Below are 22,575 nucleotides of genomic sequence, written 5' to 3' on the forward strand. Positions count from 1 at the left end.
GTTGATTTCATTCCGGGCGACATCATGCATCATTTTTCCTATGCCGGCGGCCTCATGCGGGCGGAAGACGTCGATCTGACGGCGCTCGCGGGGACGGTCGGCACGCCGTTCTACTGCTATTCCACGGCCACCATCGAGCGCCATTACCGGGTGTTCGCGGAGGCGTTCTCCGACGTGCCGGCGCTGGTGTGCTTCGCCGTCAAGGCCAATTCCAACCAGGCGGTGATCGCTACGCTCGCCCGGCAGGGCGCGGGCGTCGATATCGTCTCGGAGGGCGAGTTGCGCCGCGCGCTCGCGGCGGGTGTGCCGGGCGAGCGCATCGTCTTTTCGGGCGTCGCCAAGACGCGGGCGGAAATGGCGGCGGCTCTCGACGCCGGCATCCTGTGCTTCAACGTCGAATCGGAGCCCGAGCTTGAGGCGCTGTCCGAGGTGGCGGTGTCGAAGGGCGCGCGCGCGCCCGTTTCCGTGCGCGTCAACCCGGATGTGGATGCGCTGACGCACGCCAAGATCTCCACGGGCAAGTCGGAAAACAAGTTCGGCATTCCGCTGTCGCATGCGCGGGCCGTCTACGCGCGCGCCGCCGCGCTGCCGGGCATCGCCATCACCGGCGTCGACATGCACATCGGCAGTCAGATCACGGACCTCGCCCCCTTCGACAACGCCACGGCGCTGATCGTCGAGCTGGCGCGCGATCTTCTCGCGCAGGGCCACAAGCTCGATCATGTCGATCTCGGCGGCGGGCTCGGCATTCCCTATGACGAGGATGCGGAACCGCCGCCGCTGCCCTCGGCCTACGCGGATATCGTCAAGCGCCACACGCGCGGCCTCGGGCTCAAGCTGGTGTTCGAGGTCGGGCGCATGATCGTCGGCAACGCCGGCATTCTGGTGACGCAGGTCATCTACGTGAAGCAGGGCGAGGGGCGCACCTTCGTCATCGTCGACGCGGGCATGAACGACCTCATCCGCCCCACGCTCTACGAAGCCTATCATGCCGTGAAGCCGGTGCGGGAGCCTGCGGCGGAGACGCCGCGCATCGTCGCCGACGTCGTGGGGCCGGTGTGCGAGAGCGGCGACTATCTGGCGCTGCAACGCGCGCTTCCCGCTGTCCGGCCCGGCGATCTGCTGGCGGTGATGACGGCCGGCGCTTACGGCGCCACGCAGTCCAGCACCTACAACAGCCGCCTGCTGATCCCGGAAGTGCTGGTCAGCGGCGCGCGTGCGGCGGTGGTGCGTCCGCGCCAGACCTATGACGACCTCGTCGGTCTCGACCGCGTGCCGGACTGGCTGGCGGAAAAATAGGGGCGGCGGCCCCGCTTATCGTTCGCGCTTCTGCACGCAGATGAGCGTCTGCTGGCCGACCGCGACCTGTAACCGTTTGCCCACCGTCGACGAAAACACGTCGAGCTGACAGACGGTCAGCGTTCGTCCGCCTTTGACGACGCGCCCGACAGCCTCGACGAAATCGCCCTGCGCCGGGTTCAGCAGGTTCAGCTTGAACTCGACCGTCAGGACCGAGCTGTCTTCCGGGAACAGGGTGAAGCCCGTCATGCAGCCTGCGAGCGGAAATATTGCAACGTGGATGGATGAGCCCGCTTGCTCCATTCATATCCTTCGGGAAAAGGAAAGTGCTTCCGAAAGCTTGCCATGCCGCCGCATTTCAGGCAAATATGCTCACGCATGGACCGGATTGACCGCAAGATTCTTGCCGAGCTTCAGTCTGACGGGCGTCTTACGGTCACACAGTTGGCCGAACGCGTCGGATTAAGCCTCTCGCCATGCCAGCGACGCCTCCGGGCGCTGGAACAGGCGGGCGTCATCAGCCACTACCGGGCTCACGTGGACCCGGTTCGCGTGGGGCTCAATTTCTCCGCGATTGTGTTCGCGACGCTCCGGGAGGGCGACCGCGCGAGTGTGCTGGCGTTCGAGGCGGCGGTTTCCGATGTGCCGGAGGTTGTTCGCGCCCAAAGACTCTTCGGTGATCCCGACTATATGCTGCACGTCATTTGCCGGGACCTGACGGCGTTTCAGCAACTTTATGACCGTCGGCTGTCAGCGCTGCCGAGCGTGCAGCGTCTCACGTCCACCCTCGTGATGAAGGATGTCATCCAGGAGCGGCCCTTTCCGCTCTGACGCGGATATCGTCACGCCATGCGGGCGGAATGCGCGGGCGGCGCGCCCTATGGCCACCGCACGCGGGGCGGCAGCGATGACAGGATGGATTTGACGTTGCCGCCGGTCTTCAGGCCGAAGATCGTGCCGCGGTCGTGCAGAAGGTTGAACTCGGCGTAGCGGCCGCGCCGCACCTCCTGCTCGAACACGTCCTCATCGGTCCAAGGCGTCGCGAGATTGGCGCGCGCGATGGCCGGATAGACGGCGCGGAACGCCTCGCCCACGGCCTGCGTGAAGGCGAAATCGGCTGCGCTGTCGCCTGACCAGTGATGGTCGTAGAAGATGCCGCCGATGCCGCGCGGCTCGTTGCGGTGCGGCAGATGGAAATAGCGGTCGCACCAGGCGCGGTATTCCTCGTAGGGCGCAACAGCCGCGTGCGCCGCGCAGGCCTCCCGCATGGCGGCATGGAAGCGGACGCTGTCCGGGTCGTCCTGCGTGCGCCGTCTCGCCAGCATGGGCGTGAGGTCCGCGCCGCCGCCGAACCACGCCTTCGTGGTGACGACGAGGCGCGTGTTCATGTGCACGGTCGGCACGTTCGGATTCCACGGATGGGCGATGAGGGAGATGCCCGAGGCCCAGAAGCGCGGGTCGTCCTGCGCACCCGGAATCTGCGTGCGGAACTCCGGCGAGAACTCGCCGAACACGGTGGAAACGTGTACGCCCACCTTTTCCAGCACGCGCCCGTGCATCAGCGACATCACGCCACCGCCACCCGTTGCGCCACCCGTTGCGCCGTCACGCGCCCACGGCTCGCGGACGAAGCGGCCGGGCCGGTCCGCGCCGGGAAAGAAAGGCCCGGCCGCCTCGTCCTCCAGCGCTTCGAAATCGGCGCAGATGCGGTCGCGCAGGGTCGAGAACCATTGCGCGGCGCTTGCCTTGAGATCGTCGAGATCGACCGGCGCAGCCATGATGAATCCTTTTTGCAGATGCAAAGTGTATGACGACGCACGCCTGATACGCCATCGCATCCCGCGCGGCTAGAGCGTTTTCCGATCGAACGGAATCATTCCATCGATAAGGATTCGCTCAAAATCAAAGAGTTAGATCGTTTGTCCGCTTCGGTGAAACGGACAAGCGGTCTAAAGGCTGCGAGCGACCATGGATCGGGTCCGGGTCGGGATGGTCGGATGACGGCATTTCTCGCGCATCGGATGCGATATTCGGGTATATGGCATGCTCCCGCCTTCGGGGCGGTGCTGCGGCGATTCCCGTTTTGCGGAATCCGGCGACGAGGCGGTGCGCCGCGACAGGAGACGATCATGTTCCGCTGGTTCGAGACCAGAATCGATCCGTTCCGCGAAGTCCCGATCGAGCGCCCGCCGACGACGCTGCTGGCGTTCTATTGGCATTTCCTGCGTCAGGTATGGCCGGTCTTCGCGGCGCTCGTCGTTTCGGGCGGCGTCGCGGCCGGCCTCGAGGTGCTGATGTTCGGCTATCTCGGCGAGATCGTCGATCTGCTCGGCACGACGGCGCCGGACCGCCTGTTCGCGGAGCACGGCGGCACGTTCCTGTTCATGGCGTTTCTGGTGCTGCTGGTGCGCCCGCTCGCCAACGTGCTGCACGACATGATCATGCGCCAGTCGCTGCTGCCGTCCTTTCCGGCCCTGATCCGCTGGCAGTCGCATCGCTACCTCATCCGCCAGAGCCTCGACTTCTTCCAGAACGATTTCGCGGGGCGGCTCTCGGCGCGCGTCATCCAGACGGGCATGGCGCTGCGTGAATCGTCGGTCGAGGTGTTCGGCTCGCTGTGGTTCGTCATCATTTACGCCGGCGGGGCGATCGTGCTGTTCGCGGAAGCCGACTGGCGTCTCGCGGTGCCGCTGGCGGTCTGGATCGCGCTTTACACGGTCACGCTCTTCTGGTTCGTGCCGCGCATTCGCGACAGCGCCAGGGAAGTCTCCAACGCGCGCTCCACCCTGAGCGGCCGCGTGGTCGACGGCTACACCAACATCATGACGGTCAAGCTGTTCGCCCATGCCGAGCGCGAGGACGCCTACATCCGCGACAGCATCGGCGAGAACGTCTCGGCGACGCAGAAACAGACGCGCCTCGTCACCGCCATGTCGGCGACCGTCTCCGTGCTGAACTGTCTTCTGATCGGCGCGACCGCCGGCCTCGCCGTGTGGTTGTGGACGCAGGGCAGCGTGACGGTGGGCGCCATCGCCTTCTCGTCGGGGCTGGCGATCCGCATCTACAACATGTCCGGCTGGATCATGTGGGTGGTGACGGGCATCTTCGAGAATGTCGGCATCGTGCAGGAGGGCATGGAGACGCTTTCCAGGCCGCATGCGGTCGTCGACAGGCCGGGGGCTAAGCCGCTCCGGGTCACGCGCGGGGAAGTGTCCTTCGAACAGGTGCGCTTCCATTACGGCCGCGAGTCGGGCGTCATCGAGGATCTGACGCTGAGGATTCGCGCGGGCGAGCGCATCGGCCTCGTGGGGCGCTCGGGCGCGGGCAAGTCGACGCTGGTCAACCTGCTGCTGCGCTTCCACGATTTGCAGGGCGGGCGCATTCTCATCGACGGGCAGGATATCGCGGAGGTGACGCAGGAGAGCCTGCGCGGCGCCATCGGCGTGGTGACGCAGGATACCTCCCTGCTGCATCGCTCGGTGCGCGACAACATCCGCTACGGCCGTCCCGGCGCGGGCGAGGAGGCGATCTGGGAGGCGGTGCGGCAGGTGCACGCCGACGGCTTCGTGCCGGATCTCGTCGATCCCTACGGGCGACGGGGGCTCGACGCCCATGTCGGCGAGCGCGGGGTGAAGCTCTCCGGCGGCCAGCGCCAGCGCATCGCCATCGCGCGCGTGCTGCTGAAGGACGCGCCGGTGCTCGTGCTGGACGAAGCCACCTCGGCGCTCGATTCGGAGGTCGAGGCCGCCATTCAGGAAGAGCTTGAAACGATGATGGCCGGCAAGACCGTGATCGCCATCGCTCACCGCCTGTCGACCATCGCGCGCATGGACAGGCTCGTCGTCATGGAGCGCGGCGCGATCGTGGAAACCGGCACCCACGACGAACTGGTGCGCAGGGGCGGCATCTATGCCGGCCTGTGGCGGCGCCAGTCGGGCGGGTTCCTCGGCGTCGACCGGCCGGATGCCGATCGCGTTTCGCTGGCGGGCGAATGAGCGGTGCGCCCGTGTTGCGGCTGGCGCTCTACCAGCCGGATATTCCGCAGAACGCCGGCACGATGCTGCGGCTGTGCGCCTGCCTCGGCGTGGCGGCGGAGATCATCGAGCCGGCGGGCTTTCCCGTCTCGGACCGCGCGTTTCGCCGCGCCGGCATGGATTATCTGGACGAGGTGGCCATCGGCCGCCACGATTCCTGGCGACGCTTCGAGGAATGGCGCGCGGCGGCGGGCGGCCGCCTCGTGCTGGCGACGACGCGCGCCAGCGTGCCCTACACGGCGTTCGTGTTCCGGCCCGGCGATATCGTCATGGTGGGGCGGGAATCGGCGGGGGTGCCGGCGGAAGTGCATGCCGCCGCCGATGCGCGCGTCGTCGTGCCGATCCGTCCCGGCCTGCGTTCCGTCAACGTGGCGGTGAGCGCCGCCATGCTGCTCGGCGAGGCGCTGCGGCAACTGGGCGGCTTCCCGGCCGGGCAGGCCGCGGACGGATGAATTTGCTGCTCACAAATACGTTCGCACGCGTGCGCGGGCGAGCGGAGCGTGCTAACCTTGGTTGATGGACGGATGCGTAAAGCGGTAGAACGAGGATCACGCCGGTGAGCGGCCCCTCAGGGCAAGAAATGAAGGTGCGTCAGGCCGGCGAGCGGCTGGAGCGCGCCGTGCGGGGCACGCGCCGGGCGCTGTTCTGGGAGCGCGTCTGGCCGCGCCTGTGGTGGCCGCTGGGTGTCGCGGGCGCGTTCGTCGTCGTGTCGTGGCTGGGCTTATGGTCGTTGCTGCCCGCGAGCGGGCGCATGGCCGGCACGATCGTTTTCGCGCTGGCGTTCATCGTCGCCACGATTCCCGCCCTTGCCGTGCGTTATCCGTCGCGGCGCGCGGCGCTGCGGGTGCTCGACCGCGATGCCGATGCCGCAGGGCCGGCGAGTCTGGCCGATCCCGCGAGCGCGCTGTCCGACGCGCAGGCGCTCGGTGCGCACGATCCCGCGAGCCGCGCCCTGTGGGCGCTGCACCAGCGCCGGGCGGCGGAAGCGGTGGCGCGGCTGCGCGCGCGGCTGCCGCGCCCGCTGACGGCGGAATACGATCATTTCGGCCTGCGCGGGGCGCTGGTCGTGGCGCTGGTGGCGGCGGCCTTCATCGCGGGGCCCGAACGGGGCCGGCGGCTGGCGCTGGCCTTCGACTGGCGCGGGCAGGCGGCGGCCGACGGCGCCGCCGCGCGCGTCGACGGGTGGATCGACCCGCCCGCCTATACGCGCCTGCCGCCCGTCATGCTCGATCTCACGCGCGTGGGGACGCGGGAGGTTTCGGCGCCCGCCGGCAGCGTGCTGGTGCTGCGCTCGGCCGGCGGCGCGATGCGGGACGTGGCCGTCTCCGGCGGCCTTGCCGCCCGGCCCGCGGCGCAGCCGGCGGGCGAGGGCATCAGCGAGAGCCGCTATACCGTGGAAGGGCCGGGCGCTGTGGCGCGCGACACCGGCGCGGGACAGGCGGTGCTGACGATCGCCGCCATACCGGACAAGCCGCCCGTCATCGCCTTCGCCGCGCCGCCGGAGGCTTCCCGGCGCGGCGGGCTCACCATCGCTTTCCGCGCGGGCGACGATCACGGCGTGGTTTCCGCGCAAGGCGCGGTATCGCTGCCGGGCGAGGATGCCGAGCAGGCGCTGGTGCCGCCGCCCGTCATCGCGCTGCCGCTGCCGCGCGCGGGCGAGGCGGAGCAGGAGTTGCGCACCACCGCCGATCTGGCGGCGCATCCGTGGGCCGGGGCGACGGTTCTGCTGACGCTCGTGGCGCGGGACGGCGGCGGGCAGGAGGGGCGCAGCGAGGCGCTGGAGGTGAAGCTGCCGCAGCGCGCCTTCGCCAACCCGCTGGCGAAGGCGCTCGTGGAGCAGCGGCGCAATCTCGTCTTTCGGCCGCACGACTGGCGCGATGTGCGGCTGGCGCTGCGCGCGCTGGCGATCGCGCCGGATGTCTTCACGCCCGAAAGCGGCGTCTATCTCGGGCTGGTGACGGCGGATCGCATGCTGACCGGCGCGGAGAGCGGCGTGGATCTCGTCGCGGTGGCGGATTTTCTGTGGAATATGGCGCTCCGGATCGAGGACGGCGACGCCGCGGATACGGAACGCGCCCTGCGCGCCGCTCAACGGGCGTTGCAGGAGGCGATCGACCGCAATGCCTCGGCGGACGAAATCGCCCGTCTCTCACAGGCGCTGCGCGAGGCGATGAACCGGCATCTGGCCGAAATGGCGCGTAATCAGGCCCGTAATCGCGATCAGGCGCAGGCGCGCGACGGCGCGCAGGGCCGGACGGTGACGCCGGAAGAACTCTCCGCCATGATCGACCGCATGGAGCGCATGGCGCGCGAAGGCGACATGGCCGGGGCTGAAAGGCTGTTGCAGCAGCTCAACGACATCCTCAACAACATGCGGATGGCGCAGGGCGCCCCCTCGGCCGGGGCGCAGGCCGGCGAGGCGGGGCGGGCGCTGCGCTCGCTCGACGACATGATCCGCAACCAGCAGCGCCTGCGTGACGACACCTACCGGCAGAACGGCGAGGCGTCGGAAGGCGGCGGCGAGGCGGAAGGGACCGGCGAGGGCGATCTCGCCGGCCGTCAGCAGGCGTTGCGCGACCGGCTGGAACGTCTGCAACGCGGCCTCGCGGGGCAGGGGCTGGAAGCGGAGCCGGGTCTCGGCGCGGCCGGACGCGCCATGCGCGATGCGCAGGAGCGTCTGGCGGAAGGCGACGGCGAGGGCGCGGTGGATGCGCAGGGCCGCGCGCTGGAGGCGCTGCTGAACGGCGCGCAGGGGCTCGCGCGGCAGATGAGGCAGGCGCAACAGGGCGAGGGCGGCGAGCCGGGGGCGCGGCAACCGGGCGGGAACGAGCAGGACCCGCTCGGCCGCGCGACCGGACAGCGCCGCTGGTCGGACGGCGATACGCGCGTGCCCGGCGCCGACGAATCGGCCATCGTGCGTGCGCGCCGCATTCTGGAGGAACTGCGCCGGCGGCTGGGCGACCCCGCGCGCCCCGCGCCGGAGCGTGATTATCTGGAGCGTCTGCTGCGCCGCGAGTAGAGCGTCTTTCGATGTCGCAATGTCTGAAAATGCTCTGCAAGTCATTGGTTTCGAGCGATTTCCGTCGATTGAATGACGCCACTTGATCGATGGGCGCTCTGGTTGCGGTGGAGGCAGGCGAATGGGCTCTCTCGGCTATATCCTTGTGTCGGTCATGGTGGGGGCCGTTGCCGTCGTGCTCGTGCTCGGCCTGATCAACCTGATGCGCGGCGGCAGTCCCGAGCGCTCGCAACGGCTGATGCAGTTGCGCGTGCTGTTCCAGTTCGCGGCCGTCGTCGTGGTGCTGCTCGTGCTGCTGATCGCATCGCGCTGAAGCATTTCGGCATTTCGCTGAAACGTCGAAATGCTCAGGCTTCCGACTATGCGCGTTTTCTTCACGCAAACCGGTATCCCCTTTGCCTGAAAACGCTTTAATGTCCTTCCGGTCGTAACGGTGGTGTCCGATCATGGTTCGTCTCAATCGCATCTACACCCGCACCGGCGACGACGGCACCACGGGCCTCACCGGTGGCGGGCGGCGTTTCAAGCACGATCTGCGCGTCGAGGCGATGGGGGTCGTCGACGAGACGAACGCGGCGATCGGCCTGGCGCGGCTTCATACCGACGGCGAGATCGACGCGGTGCTGGCGCGCGCGCAGAACGACCTGTTCGATCTCGGCGCGGACCTGTCGACCCCGGCAGGCCCGGAACCGTTGCCGTTCGAGCCGCTGCGGATCGTGAATGCGCAGGTGGAGCGGCTCGAACGGGAAATCGATGCGTTCAACGCCGCGCTCCCGCCGCTGCGCTCCTTCGTGCTGCCGGGCGGTTTGCCCGCGGCGGCGGCGCTGCATCTGGCGCGCACTGTCTGTCGCCGGGCGGAGCGGGTGGCGGTCGCGCTCTCGGCGCAAGAACCGGGGCAGGTGTCGCCGGCGGTCGTGCGCTATCTCAACCGGCTGTCCGACCTGCTCTTCGTGCTCGGACGCGCCGCGAACGGCAACGGCGCGCAGGATGTCCTGTGGCGTCCGGGCGCGAACCGCTGACGGCCGCAGATCACGATTGACAACCGCAAATCCGCATCGCTACGTTGCGGTGCCGAACAAACGGCCGTTTGGGAACGTGAAGGCGTCGGCGGCCAGACTCGTGAGCAAATGGAAGGGCAGCCGGAGATTTATTCTATTGCGTTCGCTGGTGGAATACGATCAGTTCACGAGGTGAGGTCAGGGTTTACCTGAGATAAATTCCAATAAAGCCCGATGGAGGTTGTCAATGAAATTGCTGGTGCCCGTCAAGCGGGTGGTCGACTACAACGTCAAGATTCGGGTCAAGCCCGACGGTTCCGGTGTTGACCTTGCCAATGTCAAGCAGTCGATGAATCCGTTCGACGAAATTGCCGTCGAAGAGGCGTTGCGTCTCAAGGAGGCGGGCAAGGCGACCGAGGTGGTGCTGGTGTCGATCGGCCCGGCGCAGGCGACCGAAACCATCCGCACCGGCCTTGCAATGGGCGCCGACCGTGGCATCCTCGTCAAGGTGGAGAGCCGGGTGGAGCCGCTGGCGGTCGCCAAGGTGCTGGCGAAGGTCGTGGAGCAGGAAAAGCCCGATCTGGTCATTCTCGGCAAGCAGGCCATCGACGACGATTCCAACCAGACGGGGCAGATCCTGGCGGCGCTGCTCGGCTGGGGTCAGGGCACTTTCGCATCGAAGGTGGAGATCGGCGACGGCGCTGTCGACGTGACGCGCGAGGTCGACGGCGGTCTCCAGACGGTTTCGCTCCGGCTTCCCGCCATCGTCACCACCGACCTGCGTCTCAATGAGCCGCGCTACGCCTCGCTGCCCAACATCATGAAGGCGAAGAAGAAGCCCATCGCCGAAACCACGCCGGAGGCGCTGGGCGTCGACGTGTCGCCGCGCCTCAAGGTGCTGAACACCGCCGAGCCGGCGAAGCGGCAGGCCGGCGTCAAGGTGGCGGACGCGGCGGAACTGGTGTCGAAGCTCAAGGAAGCGGGAGTACTCTGATCATGACGACCTTGCTCATTGCCGATCACGACAATACGGCTCTCAAGGACGGCACGGCCAAGGCGCTGACCGCGGCACGCGAGTTGGGCGAACCGGTGCACGTTCTCGTCGCGGGCGAGGGCGCGCGCGCCGCCGCCGACGCCGCCGCGAAGCTCGAAGGCGTGGAAAAGGTACTGCTGGCGGAAGGCGCGGTCTATGCGCACGGGCTGGCCGAGCCGCTGGCGGCGCTGGTCGCCGGCCTCGCGGGCGGCTACCGCTCGATCGTGGCGCCCGCTTCCTCGCATGGCAAGAACGTGCTGCCGCGCGTCTCCGCGCTGCTCGACGCCGCGCAGGTGTCCGACGTCACCAAGGTGGTGTCCGCCGATACGTTCGAGCATCCGATCTACGCCGGCAACGCCATCGAGACCGTGCAGACCACGGATGCGAAGCAGGTGCTGACCGTGCGCACGGCGGCTTTCAAGGCGACGGGCGAGGGCGGCTCCGCATCCGTCGAGACGGTGGAGGCCGCGGCCGATCCGGCGCTGTCGTCGTTCAAGGGCGAAGAGGTGGCGAAGTCCGAGCGGCCGGAGCTGACGGCGGCGAAGATCATCGTCTCGGGCGGCCGCGCGCTCGGTTCCGCCGAGAAGTTCAACGAGGTGATTCCGCCGCTGGCCGACAAGCTGGGCGCCGCCATCGGCGCGAGCCGCGCGGCCGTGGACGCGGGCTATGCCCCCAACGACCTTCAGGTCGGCCAGACGGGCAAGGTCGTCGCGCCGGATCTCTACATCGCGCTCGGCATCTCCGGCGCCATTCAGCATCTTGCCGGCATGAAGGACTCCAAGGTCATCGTCGCCGTCAACAAGGATGAGGAAGCGCCGATTTTCCAGGTGGCGGACTACGGCATCGTGGGCGATCTGTTCAAGGTCGTGCCCGAGCTGGAGAAGGCGCTGGGATAAGCGTTCCAGGCCGAATTGCCGCGTGCCGGGGCATCTTCGGGCGGACGATCCGTCCGCCTGAAGAAAATACGTCAAAATAGGTCTGTAAGGTGTCGCCGAATCCGGGACGGGATGGGGCGCCACCCCGCGTCAGAACCGGTCACCAACGCATTCATCGAACCATTCAGCAACAACGCAACGGACGGGCAACATGTCGATCGAGATTCGCAAGGTGGGCGTCATCGGGGCCGGGCAGATGGGCGGCGGCATCGCGCAGGTTTGCGCCGCTTCCGGTTATGAGGTCGCGCTCAACGATATCAGCGAGGAGCGCATCAACGCCGGCCTCGCCACCATCAACGGCAACCTGTCCCGGCAGGTGACGAAGGGGCATCTGACGGAGGACGAGAAGGCCGCCGTGCTCTCGCGCATCGCCCCCGCCCTCAGCTACGAGCATTTCGGCGACAGCGACATCGTGATCGAGGCCGCCGTCGAGAGCGAGGACATCAAGCGCAAGATCTTCCAGGCCCTGTGCCCCGCGCTGAAGCCCTCCGCCCTGATCGGCACCAACACGTCCTCGATCTCGGTGACGCGCCTGGCCTCCACCACCGACCGGCCGGAGCAGTTCATCGGCATCCACTTCATGAACCCGGTGCCGGTGATGCAGCTCGTCGAGGTTATCCGCGGCATTGCCACCGCGGAGGAGACCTATGAGGCGACGCGTGTTCTTGTCGAAAGGCTCGGCAAGAGCCTGACGGTCGCCGAGGATTTTCCGGGCTTCATCGTCAACCGCATCCTGCTGCCGATGATCAACGAGGCGATCTACACGCTTTACGAGGGCGTCGGATCGGTCGAGTCCATCGATACCGCCATGCGCCTCGGCGCCAACCACCCGATGGGCCCGCTGCAACTGGCGGACTTCATCGGCCTCGACACCTGCCTGTCGATCATGCAGGTGCTGTATGAGGGGCTGGCGGATTCCAAGTATCGCCCCTGCCCGCTGCTCGTGAAGTACGTCGAGGCCGGCTGGCTCGGCCGCAAGACCCGCCGCGGCTTCTACGACTACCGTGGCGAGAAGCCGGTGCCGACGCGCTGAGAGTCCGTTTGAAAACGCCTCAATGGGATATTCTTCGTAGAAGGAGGCTTCCCATTGAGATGTGTAGCATGGCCTCGGCGACATCGATGCGTGCCTCGTAGTCGCGAACGAGGCGTCGCCAACGGATCATCCAGCCGAAAGTGCGTTCAACGACCCATCGTCGCGGCAGCACCTTGAAGCCGTCCTGATTTTCGATGCGCTTGACGATCTGGATGACGAAGTCCTTCCAAGCGGCTTTATCCATCAGCTTGACCCTGTCATAGCCGCTGTCGGCGAAGAATTTCTTCAGCCACGGCCAGCGCTTACGGATCCCGTCGAGAACCTGCTGCGCTCCGGCACTATCGGAGATGTCGGCAGACGTCAGGTTGACCATCAACAGGCGCCCGTCCGTATCGACAGCGATATGCCGTTTGCGACCGACGATCTTCTTGCCGCCGTCAAAGCCGCGTTTGGCCCCGGCCGCCGGGGCTTTCACCGTCTGGCTGTCGAGAATACCAGCCGAAGGCGAGGCCTCGCGCCCGCTGCGTTCCCGGTCGATCATCAGGGCGATATCGTGGATCGTCCGAAACAGGAACTGGCGCACGAACCGGCGGAACCACCAATAGACGGTCTGCCACGCCGGAAAGTTGACCGGAAGCATACGCCAGCCACAGCCCGTGCGCACCAGATAGCGCACCGCATTCAAAACCTCGCGCAGATCAACACTTCGGTGCCGGCCAGTCCGGGCAGGCCTGGGCAGCAGCGGCTCCATTTGCAGCCACTCTTCGTCAGTCAGATCGGTTGGGTAACGGAGGGTCTTCTTCTCGATAGTGGCCATCCGGCCTCGGGTCTTCGCTGTCCACATGGATAGCTTGAATCACAAATCGGCAATGTTGACCACTACCGTTTTCAAACGGTCTCTGAGGCGTTTTCAAGCAAACCGGATGCCGGTTTGCGTGAAGAAAACGCGTAAAATCAAAATCCTGAAGCATTTCGACGTTTCAACGAAATGTCGGAATGCTTCAGGTGGCCGTGTTTATCCAGTCTTGATATTTGCCTTTGCTGCCCATCCCCGCGCCGGAGCCGGGCGCCACCGGGGCGGTATGCGAAGCGTATCGATATCCGGGGCGGCCTGCCGCGCCGTTCAAAGATCCTGCCAGACGCGGATTCCCCGGCCGCGATCCGGGCCGTTTGCCTGTGCGCCGAGCCCGTAGTGGCGGGCGAGGCGCTGGAGAGCGAGTTTCAGCACCACCTTGCCGGAGCGCGGCGGCCAGTGCCGTTCACGTTCCACTTCCTCCAGGCCCTTGAGAAACCCGCAGACATCGAGCAGGAGGCCGGCATATTCGCCCTCCACCGCGTCGAGCGCCCGGTGCAGCCGCTGGCGCGCCGAAACCATTGTCTCGGTGGCGATCGCAGGGCCGCCGCCGGCTCGATCGCCGCGCGCCGGCGTCCAGTTGCTGGTGACGCGGGGCATGAGCTGCGCCAGCGTCAGATCGCGGCGCAGGCGTTCGCCCGCCTCGAAGCAGGCCGCGTCGATGAAGGGCTCGCCGTTGCGCCCGCGCCGTTTGTGCAGCCAGGCGAGGGGGCTCTCGGCATCGTTGACCTGTACGTTGGCGACCTTGCCGTCATCGCATGACGACGCCGTGCGCAGGCGGCGGTGCGGGCCGGAGGAAGCGGCGGGCGCGTGCAGAAGGCGGGCAAGCGCGATGCGTCCCGCTTCGGTGATGGCGAAGGTTTTATCCGGCGTGAGGCGGATCAGCCGCTGCTCAAGCAGCGTGCCGGCGACGGCGGCCGGCACGCTGCCTCGCCCGAGCGATACGCCGCCGCGTGCGCTCGACAGAATGACGCGATCCGGCAACTGGCTGCCGATCAGGGCGATGTTGCCGTCCTGCGCGAGATGGCGCAGGAGCTGGAGCGTTTCGGCGTCGGTGCGCGGGCCGGCCGGTGATGCGCTCTTTTTGGGCGATACGTTCTTGCCGTTGACAGGGCGTTTGCTCATCGCGCAACCTCCGGCGTTTCCCCGTTTCCGGCCATGGCCGCATCCTGCCAGCGGCGCGCGACGTGCCGGGCAAGGGCGTGTTCAAGGCAAAGCAGGCCGTGCCGCATGCTCCGGTCGCAGGCGCGCCGCTCGTCGATCCGGCGGCAGGCATGCCCGATGGTGGAGCGATGGCGACCGAACGCCCGGCCCACGGTTGTTTCCGCCAGTCCGAAAGAGGTCCGTGCGAGATAGATGGCGCCGGCGCGGGCCAGCGCATGCCGCGCCCGGCTTCTGCGGCTCGCGCGCAGGGCTGCAAGCGGCACGTCGAACGCGGATGATAGGGCGGCCTCACATTGACGGCAGATCATGGCCTCGTGCAGCGGACGGCCGCCGCCGTGACCGAATCCGATCCAGGACATCGAAAACCTCCATCATCAGGCAGGATATAGGTATATTATCCGCTTAATGCGACATAAATCGCATTAATAGGAGTATCATCCTAAATCGCAAGCGCAATGATTTTCCGGGAGGCGGAGCCGTTCCGGTGCGATTAGCTGCGGATAAGTGATGATCCGGGAGAAATCCGGCGATGGAGAAAGAGGGCGGACGGGAAGGCGCGCGGCCGCGGCCGGCGCGCCTTCAGCCGGTCGCTCAGCCGGCGGCCGATGTTTCCGGTTTGCGGTCGACGGGCGTGCCGGCGAGCGCGGCATCCTCGCCGGAGGCGATATAGGCTTTCAGCTTGTCGAGAGACGCGAATCGGAAAACGCCCTTCGGGGTTTCCGCCTCGATCGCGCCGCTGTCGAACATGGTGTAGACGTTTGCGCCGGCGCGATAGGAACCCACGACCGTGTCGGCGCTCCCTTCCGGGCTGTCGCCGGATGCGGGTTGCGTCTGCGCTGCCGCCGGGCTGTCGCCCACCGCCGGCGGCGTGCCGTTGTCCTTTCGCGCGCCGTCCTTGCCATCGTCGCGCCTGCCGTCACCGCCATTGCCCTCGCCGCTCCCGGCGGCGGTGTCGCCCTTCGGGGCGGGTGGCGGCACTTCCGGTCTCAACCGCGCTGCGGCGGAGGCGGGATCGGCCCTGATTCCGGTTTCGGCTGCGGTTTCGTTCTTGTCCGGCGTGGAAACGGGCGCTTCGCCGCCAGAGGGTGCCGGCCGGTCGGGGACGTCGGCCAGCGCCAGCCGCTCGCGCGCGAGTTCCGCCGCCGTGGGGCCGGCGGGTACGGCTTCCGGCTGTGTCTTCTCGACGCGCGCCGGGACATCGGGTTTGCCGAATCGCGGCCAGAACTTGCGCCGTGTCCGATCGGACTCGTCCGTATCGTCGCCCGTCGGGCTTTCGTCGTTGTGCAGCGATATCTGGATTTTCAAAGCGCCGTTTCCGGCCGGCGAATCCGGCGCGAGATCCCCGGATCCGGCAAGGTCGGATCTGGCAAGGTCGGGCCTGCTTTCCTCCTGCTCCGTCGTCAGGGGCGGCTCCAGACGGGGCCGGACGGGGGCGGGACGGTCGTGAGCCGCGTGGAAGGCGTCGACGGAGCCGCTGTCGAGCGCGGGCGGCAGCGACGCCGCGATCTCCGGCAGGGCGTCCGCGAGACGGTCGGCAAGACGCTCCGGCAGGCGGCGCAATTCCCGCAGAAGCATGGCGATGCCGAGCAGCAGGGCGCCGCCCGTGGCGACGATCGTGCCCGAGATGACCATCGACCAGCCTCTTTCGAGGACGATCATGCCCGAGCCGATCACGACGGCGCCGAGACCGCTGCCGATGAGAAGGCATGCGAGAACAGTGCTGAAAAAAATCATGCGACAGGCACCCTTGCGGTGGATGCAGGTCCGGCTGACGGGAAAACGCCGGGCGTCCCGATCATACCCGGCGCAGACCTGCATTCGATGACACGGCGGTCATAATAGCATTGACGTTTCATGCGATGGTAAAGTGTCTCTGGAACTGCGGACATTTCCCGGATGACCCCCTGCGCCGGGAAAGAAGGCCCCTTTGTGACGGGAGGCGGGCCATTCGCGGACATCCTAGCGCGTGAAGCTTTCACTGAACTGCCTTGTCGTTTGGTCTACTATCGAAAAAAATTCGCCGAAAACAAGGCGCGATCCGTGCAAGATGCTGTCTGCGCATGGTTTCGCCGGCACGGAAGCCCGGTATCCGCGGGAGTCTGGCGCCCGGAGGATTGGGCTTTCTCCGCCGCGGCCGTCCGGCGGGTGTCCGGGCGCACGCGGCGGCATGGCCGGATATGCGCGCGAACATTCCCGCGCATGCTTTCCGACGTATCATTCATGGGACGGTGCGCGTTTATTTCGTGTAAATGGAGGCCGATATGCAACGCCGTGAATTTCTGCTTTCATTGTCAGCCGCCGCAACGGTTGGTAGTGTCGTCATCGCTGAAGCTGCGGGGGCCGGCAGCGGCGCCCGCGACGGAAACCAAGCATCAAACCCTCAGGAGCATGCCATGTCGTTTACGCTTCCCGAACTTCCCTATGCCCACGACGCCCTTCAGCCCTACCTGTCGCGCGAGACGCTTGAGTATCATCACGACAAGCACCACAAGGCTTATGTCGACAACGGCAACAAGCTTCTCGAAGGCACCGATCTCGCCGGCAAGTCCATCGAGGAAATCGTCAAGGCGTCCTTCGGCACCAATCAGGCGCTGTTCAACAACGCCGGCCAGCATTACAATCATCTGCACTACTGGCATTGGCTGAAGCCCAACGGCGGCGGCGCGATCCCCGGCGAACTGGAAAAGAAGATCATCGAGGATCTCGGCTCCGTCGAGAAGGCCAAGGAAGACTTCATCCAGGCCGGCGTCAGCCAGTTCGGTTCCGGCTGGGCGTGGCTTGCCGTGCAGGACGGCAAGATCGTCGTTCTGAAGACCCCCAACGGTGAAAACCCGCTCGTGCACGGCGCGACGCCGATTCTGGGCGTCGACGTGTGGGAGCACTCCTACTACATCGACTACCGCAACCGCCGCCCCGACTATCTCAAGGCGTTCGTGGAAAACCTCGTCAACTGGGAATATGTCGCCGAGCTGTACAGCAAGGCCGTTTGATCGCCCCGAAGGCTTTCAGGACGCCGCCTCGATTTCAGCCGAGGCGGCGAGCCACTCCTCTTCCGCCTGCGCGAGCGCGAGGGCGGCGTCCGAGCGCATTTTCGCCAGTTCCGCCGCCTTCTCGGGGTTGCGGCTGAACGTGTCGGGCGCGGCGAGCGCGGCGTCGATCTTCGCGATGCCGTCCGACAGTTTCGCCATGCGCGCCTCCAGCGTTTCGATGCGCTTGCGCAGCGGGGCGAGGGCGGTGCGCGTTTTCGCGGCGTTGCGGCGGCGGTCGGCCTTTTCCCCGCCGCCCGCCCCGCCGGAGCTGCGCGTCGCCGGCGCGTCGCCGGCCAGCACGAGGCGGCGGTAATCGTCCATGTCCCCGTCATAGGGCTTGACGGAGCCCACGCCGACCAGCCACAGCCGATCGGCGCACGCCTCGATCAGAAAGCGGTCGTGGCTCACCAGCACCACCGCGCCCGGATAATCGTTGATGGCCTCGATCAGCGCCTGCCGGCTGTCGATGTCGAGGTGGTTCGTCGGCTCGTCGAGAATCAGCAGATGCGGGGCGTTGAAGGCGGCAAGGCCCATCAGCAGCCGCGCCTTCTCGCCGCCCGACAATTGCGCCACGGGCGTATCGGCTTTTGCGGCGGGAAAGCCGAGTTGCGCCGCGCGCGAGCGCTGCTGCGCCTCCGTCGCTTCCGGCATCAGTGCAGCGACATGCTGCACGGGCGTGGCGCCGGGGCGCAACTCGTCGAGCTGATGCTGGGCGAAATAGGCCACCCGCAGCTTCGCGCCGCGCGTGACAGTGCCCTTCATCGGCTCCAGCCGGCCTGACAACAGCTTGGCGAAGGTGGATTTGCCGTTGCCGTTGGCGCCCAGCAGCGCGATGCGGTCGTCCGGCAGCAGGGTGAGGTTGAGCCTGTCGAGCACCGCGCGCCCGTCATAGCCGGCCGCCGCTCCTTCCATCGCGACGATCGGCGGCGACAGCGGGCGCTCGGGGCCGGGCAGGTGGAAGGGAATCGTCTCCTCTTCGGTGATGGCGGCGATCGGCTCCATCTTTTCGAGCCGCTTGATGCGCGACTGGGCCTGCTTGGCCTTGGATGCCTTGGCGCGAAAGCGGTCGACGAAGCTTTGCAGGTGCTTGCGCTCCGCCTCCTGCTTCGTGCGCGCCTTGGCCGCGAGCGCCTGTTTCTCCCGCCGTTGCCGGTCGAAGGACGTGAACCCGCCCCGGTAGAGCACGAGCTTGCCCCGGTCGAGATGCAGGATGTGATCCACGGCCGTGTCCAGCAATTCGCGGTCGTGGCTGATCACCAGCGCCGTGTAGGGATAGCGGGCCAGATAATCGTAAAGCCACAGCGTGCCTTCCAGATCGAGGTAGTTGGTGGGCTCGTCGAGCAGCAGCAGGTCCGGCTCGCTGAACAGCACGCTGGCCAGCGCCACGCGCATGCGCCAGCCGCCCGAAAACGAGGAGCAGGGACGCGCCTGCGCTTCCGAATCGAAGCCCAGACCATGCAGGATGCTGGCGGCGCGCGCCGGCGCGGCATGCGCGCCGATGTCGACGAGGCGCGTCTCGATCTCCGCGCGGCGAAGCGGGTCGGGTGTCGTTTCCGCCTCGGCCATGAGCGCGGTGCGCTCGGTGTCGGCCGCGAGCACGACGTCGATGAGCGATTCCGGCCCGCCCGGCGCTTCCTGCGCCACCGCGCCGATGCGGTGGCCGCGCGGCAGGGAGACGGAACCGCTTTCCGAGGCGAGTTCCCCCAGCAGAAGCTTGAAAAGGGTCGTCTTGCCCGCCCCGTTGCGGCCGACGAGCCCCACCCTCGCGCCGCCGGGAATCGCCGCGCTGGCGTGATCGAGAATGAGCCGCTCGCCCAGCCGGTAGGTGAGATCGTTGATCTGTAACATGTCCGATGTGCCGCCCGGCGCGTTTCGCCGGCCTGTGTCCGATGGATGCCGCTGGCGCGGTAGCGGAAAGCGGGCCGCCACGCCCCGCCTGCCGCATGCGCAGACAGCCCTTGTCGCGTCAAACCGGCCCGCGTGCAAGTATTTGCAGTATCCGCAGGGGATTTCGACCACGCTGCGGATCAGGTGAGGCGGTCGGGCCATATGGTGAACGGAAAACGAACTTCTTGCCCCCGGATTCACATTTTAAGGCTTGCGAAAGTTATAAAATTACGTAGGTTCAAATTCGTCGGTGAATATGTGGATAAGTGTGCATCGTATCGCAAGACCGTGCAAGACAAGCGGATGACCATGAGATCGCGGCAGTTTCGCGCTTTCACGGATTGTGGACAGCGTGTAACGGTTTTGTTGATGTTCTGTGGATAAGCGTGATTCGGGCCGTGCCATGAAAACTTTGCCCTGCCAATTCTCGCGGAGCGCCTTCGCCATAGCCGTCGCGGCCCTGATTCTCGGGATCGCGATGACGGCGAATATCGTATCCGCGGGTCTGCGTCACCCTGCGTCGGCACAAGACGGTCCGTCGCTGATGGCCGGAGGCGATTCCGGGTTGCGATCCGCAATGCATTTCTAGAGCATTTCGGCATTTCGTTGAAGCGCCGAAATGCTCTATCTCATTGATTCGACGCGTTTTCAAGCAAAGCGGCATCCGTTTTGCTTGAAAACGCTTTAGACCGCGTTCCGATCAAACGGAATCGTTTGATCGGTCGGAATGCGCTTCATGAATAAAGCTTCAGGGACGGTCGGGTCTCCGCTTGGCCGGTTTCGCCTTCCGTGTCGGCTGAAGACGGCAATTTCAGCAGACGGATTTCTTTCCTTCCGGTGTATCCTGACCGGAGAGTCCAGATTCGCGATCGGGAGGCAGGATGAGTACGCTTGATCGGGTGCCGTTTTTCGAGGGCGCCGGTATCGACCTGTCGCGTCTGGACTCGCGGCTTCACTGGCGCCGCTTCACGGCCGACGAGGTGCTGATCGATTACGAGGAGCAGTCGACGGACGTCTATTTTCTCGTCGCGGGAGAAGTGCGCGTGCTGGTGCGCACGCGGGCGGGGCGCGAAATCATTCTGGACGACATGCGCGCCGGCGAGTTTTTCGGCGAACTGGCTGCGATCGACGGTATCGGCCGGTCGGCCAACGTCGCTGCGCTGACGCAGGGCGAGGTCTGCGTCATGCCGGCGAGCGTCTTCCGCGAGATCGTCTTCGCCTCGCCCACCGTGAGCGACCGCCTGCTGCGCCTGCTGGCGCAAAGGGTGCGCGAACTCAACGCGCGGCTGACCGAGCATGCGATTCTCGATCTGCGCCACCGCCTTTACGCGGAACTGCTGCGGCTGTCGACGCCGCGCGCCGGCCGGCCGGACGAGCGCGTCATCACACCGCCGCCGTTTCATCATGTGCTGGCGGCGCGGATCGGGTGCCGCCGTGAGCAGGTGACGCGCGAGTTCACCTCGCTCTCGCGCGACGACGTGATCGAGCGCACGCGCGGCGCGCTGGTTTTGAAGCAGCCCGCTGTCTTGCGCCGCCGCCTAGACGACGCCATGCGCGAAATGACCTGAGCGCGGCAATTCACCCGCGGGAGCGGTTGACGCGCCGGGGCCGGCATGTCTCTGTCATGCGTGGCGAGAGGCTGTTTCTTCACGGCGGGCAAAGGCGGAGACAGGAAGATGTCCATCTACGATTCCATCAGGCAGACAATCACGCCGATTCACAAGGAAGGTTATCCCTTCATCGCGGTTGCCGCCATCGCCTCGCTGGTGCTTGGACAGTTGTGGTCGCCGCTCGGCTGGATCGGTCTCATCGCGACCCTCTGGATCTGCTACTTCTTCCGCGATCCCGAACGGCAGACGCCGGTGCATCCCGGTTTCGTGGTGGCGCCGGCGGACGGGCGCGTCAGCGCCATCGCGGAAACGCTGCCGCCGCCCGAGCTGGAGCTGGGCGAGGGGCCGCTGCTGCGCATCTCCATCTTCATGAGCGTGTTCGACTGCCATGTAAACCGCAGCCCGGTGGACGGCGCGGTCGAGCGCGTGGTCTACACGCCGGGCGTGTTCATCAATGCCGATCTCGACAAGGCGAGCGAGGACAACGAGCGCAACGGGCTCGTCATCGCCTCGGGGGAAACGCGCATCGGCGTCGTCCAGATCGCGGGTCTGGTGGCGCGGCGCATCGTCTGTTTCGTGCGCGAAACCGACACGGTGCAGGCGGGGGAGCGATTCGGCCTCATCCGCTTCGGCTCGCGTCTGGATGTCTATCTGCCCGTCGGCACGCAACCGCTGGTCGGCCTCGGCCAGCGCACGGTCGCGGGCGAGACGGTGCTGGCCGATCTCCTGTCCGCCGAGCCGCCGCGCACCTTTCGCGGCGCGTGAGGCACGCGGATGCCGTTTGCCCCGCGTGCGCGCTGGTGTATGAATAGCGCGTATGAGTGACCTGTTTCCGCCTTTCGTTCCCGATACCGAGGAGCCGCGCCGCCGCGGCTTCCGGCCGATTCCGCTGCGGCTGCTCGTTCCCAACCTGATTACGCTGCTCGCGCTGTGTCTCGGGTTGACCGCCATTCGCATGGCGATCGAGGCGCGTCTCGATCTCGCCGTGTTCTCCATCGCCGTGGCCGCGGTGCTCGACGGCGCGGACGGGCGCGTCGCGCGTTATCTCAAGGGCACGTCGCGCTTCGGCGCGGAGCTTGATTCGCTGTCCGACTTCGTGAACTTCGGCGTCGCGCCGGCGCTGCTGCTTTATACGTTCATTCTGGACGAGATGAAGTCGCTCGGCTGGATCGCGGCCATGGTCTACACCATCGCGGCGGCGCTGCGCCTGGCGCGCTTCAACGTGATGCTCGACGATCCGTCGCGGCCGGAGTGGCAGAAGAACTACTTCGTCGGCATGGCGGCGCCGGCGGGCGCGCTCACGGTGCTGTTGCCGGTCTATCTGCATTTCATCGTCTGGCCGGTGGGCGAGCTCGCGGCGCCGGCGGTCGCGGCATATACGGTGTTCATCGGCCTGCTGATGGTGAGCCAGATACCGACCTTCTCGGGCAAGGCTGCGGGCCAGCGTATTCCGCGCGAGATGGTGCTGCCGCTGTTCGTGCTCGTCGTTCTCTTCGCGGCGCTGCTGGTGAGCTTCACGTTTCATGTGCTGGCGATCGCCACCGTCGCCTATCTGCTGTCGCTGCCGTTCGGTGTGGCGCGCTATCGCGCCCGCGAGCGGGAGGAGGCGCGGGCGCGGGCCGCCGGTGCGGACACGCCGGAGGAAACGGGCGAGCCCGCGCCGGAAGAGCCTTCGTAGCGC

At 66.7% G+C, this 22,575-nt stretch carries 21 protein-coding genes; 14 read left to right on the top strand and 7 right to left on the bottom strand.

Annotation, left to right across the window (positions count from 1 at the left end; genetic code table 11):
* Nucleotides 1–24: 24 nt before the first annotated feature.
* Nucleotides 25–1,299 carry a diaminopimelate decarboxylase gene (lysA, locus tag ACOYJQ_RS04690; RefSeq protein ID WP_433456790.1) on the top strand — a complete coding sequence of 425 codons (1,275 nt, stop codon included), beginning with the start codon at nt 25–27 and terminating at the stop codon, nt 1,297–1,299.
* A gap of 15 nt (nt 1,300–1,314) precedes the next feature.
* On the opposite strand, the gene ACOYJQ_RS04695 is transcribed toward lysA, so the two are convergent.
* Nucleotides 1,315–1,548 carry a PaaI family thioesterase gene (locus ACOYJQ_RS04695; protein WP_433456792.1) on the bottom strand — a complete coding sequence of 78 codons (234 nt, stop codon included), beginning with the start codon at nt 1,546–1,548 and terminating at the stop codon, nt 1,315–1,317.
* A gap of 129 nt (nt 1,549–1,677) precedes the next feature.
* Between ACOYJQ_RS04695 and ACOYJQ_RS04700 the strand changes: the two genes are divergently transcribed.
* Complete coding sequence (locus ACOYJQ_RS04700; RefSeq protein ID WP_433456793.1) at nt 1,678–2,130, top strand: Lrp/AsnC family transcriptional regulator; 453 nt, start codon at nt 1,678–1,680, stop codon at nt 2,128–2,130.
* Between the two features lie 47 nt (nt 2,131–2,177).
* Here ACOYJQ_RS04700 and hemF read toward each other — a convergent pair whose 3' ends face one another.
* Nucleotides 2,178–3,077: an oxygen-dependent coproporphyrinogen oxidase gene (gene hemF / locus ACOYJQ_RS04705; RefSeq protein WP_433456794.1), complete on the bottom strand. Its 900-nt coding sequence runs from the start codon at nt 3,075–3,077 to the stop codon at nt 2,178–2,180.
* A 351-nt stretch (nt 3,078–3,428) separates the two neighbouring features.
* Here hemF and ACOYJQ_RS04710 point away from each other — a divergent pair, with 351 nt between their 5' ends.
* From ACOYJQ_RS04710 to ACOYJQ_RS04745, 8 genes are all read left to right on the top strand, one after another.
* Complete coding sequence (locus tag ACOYJQ_RS04710; protein ID WP_433456796.1) at nt 3,429–5,294, top strand: ABC transporter ATP-binding protein; 1,866 nt, start codon at nt 3,429–3,431, stop codon at nt 5,292–5,294.
* Nucleotides 5,295–5,305: 11 nt separating this feature from the next.
* On the top strand, nt 5,306–5,785 hold the full coding sequence (locus ACOYJQ_RS04715; RefSeq protein WP_433457184.1) for a tRNA (cytidine(34)-2'-O)-methyltransferase: 480 nt from the start codon (nt 5,306–5,308) through the stop codon (nt 5,783–5,785).
* A gap of 104 nt (nt 5,786–5,889) precedes the next feature.
* Complete coding sequence (locus tag ACOYJQ_RS04720) at nt 5,890–8,352, top strand: TIGR02302 family protein (protein ID WP_433456797.1); 2,463 nt, start codon at nt 5,890–5,892, stop codon at nt 8,350–8,352.
* Nucleotides 8,353–8,473: 121 nt separating this feature from the next.
* Complete coding sequence (locus tag ACOYJQ_RS04725) at nt 8,474–8,665, top strand: twin transmembrane helix small protein (protein ID WP_433456799.1); 192 nt, start codon at nt 8,474–8,476, stop codon at nt 8,663–8,665.
* Between the two features lie 133 nt (nt 8,666–8,798).
* A complete protein-coding gene (locus ACOYJQ_RS04730) occupies nt 8,799–9,371 on the top strand; it encodes a cob(I)yrinic acid a,c-diamide adenosyltransferase (protein WP_433456801.1) in 573 nt (190 codons plus the stop codon).
* 226 nt (nt 9,372–9,597) lie between these two features.
* Nucleotides 9,598–10,344: an electron transfer flavoprotein subunit beta/FixA family protein gene (locus ACOYJQ_RS04735; RefSeq protein ID WP_433456803.1), complete on the top strand. Its 747-nt coding sequence runs from the start codon at nt 9,598–9,600 to the stop codon at nt 10,342–10,344.
* Between the two features lie 2 nt (nt 10,345–10,346).
* Complete coding sequence (locus tag ACOYJQ_RS04740; RefSeq protein WP_433456804.1) at nt 10,347–11,279, top strand: electron transfer flavoprotein subunit alpha/FixB family protein; 933 nt, start codon at nt 10,347–10,349, stop codon at nt 11,277–11,279.
* Nucleotides 11,280–11,469: 190 nt separating this feature from the next.
* Nucleotides 11,470–12,351 carry a 3-hydroxybutyryl-CoA dehydrogenase gene (locus ACOYJQ_RS04745; RefSeq protein WP_433456805.1) on the top strand — a complete coding sequence of 294 codons (882 nt, stop codon included), beginning with the start codon at nt 11,470–11,472 and terminating at the stop codon, nt 12,349–12,351.
* Between the two features lie 19 nt (nt 12,352–12,370).
* Here ACOYJQ_RS04745 and ACOYJQ_RS04750 read toward each other — a convergent pair whose 3' ends face one another.
* The 4 genes from ACOYJQ_RS04750 to ACOYJQ_RS04765 form a co-directional block, all read right to left on the bottom strand.
* The gene (locus tag ACOYJQ_RS04750) at nt 12,371–13,195 is read right to left on the bottom strand and encodes an IS5 family transposase (protein ID WP_433456806.1); all 825 of its coding nucleotides are present in this window, start codon (nt 13,193–13,195) and stop codon (nt 12,371–12,373) included.
* Between the two features lie 279 nt (nt 13,196–13,474).
* Nucleotides 13,475–14,329 carry a DUF6456 domain-containing protein gene (locus tag ACOYJQ_RS04755; protein ID WP_433456808.1) on the bottom strand — a complete coding sequence of 285 codons (855 nt, stop codon included), beginning with the start codon at nt 14,327–14,329 and terminating at the stop codon, nt 13,475–13,477.
* Nucleotides 14,326–14,727 carry a helix-turn-helix domain-containing protein gene (locus tag ACOYJQ_RS04760; RefSeq protein ID WP_433456809.1) on the bottom strand — a complete coding sequence of 134 codons (402 nt, stop codon included), beginning with the start codon at nt 14,725–14,727 and terminating at the stop codon, nt 14,326–14,328. The genes ACOYJQ_RS04755 and ACOYJQ_RS04760 overlap by 4 nt, the downstream gene beginning before the upstream one ends.
* A gap of 232 nt (nt 14,728–14,959) precedes the next feature.
* Entirely contained in the window at nt 14,960–16,102 is a 1,143-nt protein-coding gene (locus ACOYJQ_RS04765) for a hypothetical protein (RefSeq protein ID WP_433456811.1), read from the bottom strand.
* A 659-nt stretch (nt 16,103–16,761) separates the two neighbouring features.
* Here ACOYJQ_RS04765 and ACOYJQ_RS04770 point away from each other — a divergent pair.
* Nucleotides 16,762–17,358, top strand: a complete 597-nt coding sequence (locus ACOYJQ_RS04770) for a superoxide dismutase (RefSeq protein ID WP_433456813.1) — start codon at nt 16,762–16,764, stop codon at nt 17,356–17,358.
* A gap of 15 nt (nt 17,359–17,373) precedes the next feature.
* Here the strand turns inward: ACOYJQ_RS04770 and ACOYJQ_RS04775 are convergent, their stop codons facing one another.
* Nucleotides 17,374–19,245: an ABC-F family ATP-binding cassette domain-containing protein gene (locus tag ACOYJQ_RS04775; protein ID WP_433456814.1), complete on the bottom strand. Its 1,872-nt coding sequence runs from the start codon at nt 19,243–19,245 to the stop codon at nt 17,374–17,376.
* 920 nt (nt 19,246–20,165) lie between these two features.
* Between ACOYJQ_RS04775 and ACOYJQ_RS04780 the strand changes: the two genes are divergently transcribed.
* The 3 genes from ACOYJQ_RS04780 to pssA all read left to right on the top strand — a co-directional run bounded on the left by ACOYJQ_RS04780 (nt 20,166) and on the right by pssA (nt 22,572).
* Complete coding sequence (locus ACOYJQ_RS04780) at nt 20,166–20,852, top strand: Crp/Fnr family transcriptional regulator (RefSeq protein ID WP_433456816.1); 687 nt, start codon at nt 20,166–20,168, stop codon at nt 20,850–20,852.
* A gap of 108 nt (nt 20,853–20,960) precedes the next feature.
* Nucleotides 20,961–21,659, top strand: a complete 699-nt coding sequence (locus ACOYJQ_RS04785) for a phosphatidylserine decarboxylase (protein WP_433456818.1) — start codon at nt 20,961–20,963, stop codon at nt 21,657–21,659.
* Between the two features lie 52 nt (nt 21,660–21,711).
* Nucleotides 21,712–22,572 carry a CDP-diacylglycerol--serine O-phosphatidyltransferase gene (pssA, locus tag ACOYJQ_RS04790; RefSeq protein WP_433456819.1) on the top strand — a complete coding sequence of 287 codons (861 nt, stop codon included), beginning with the start codon at nt 21,712–21,714 and terminating at the stop codon, nt 22,570–22,572.
* The last annotated feature ends 3 nt before the right edge of the window (nt 22,573–22,575 follow it).

It is taken from the genome of Pseudochelatococcus sp., assembly GCF_050946405.1.
Taxonomy (GTDB): domain Bacteria; phylum Pseudomonadota; class Alphaproteobacteria; order Rhizobiales; family Beijerinckiaceae; genus Pseudochelatococcus.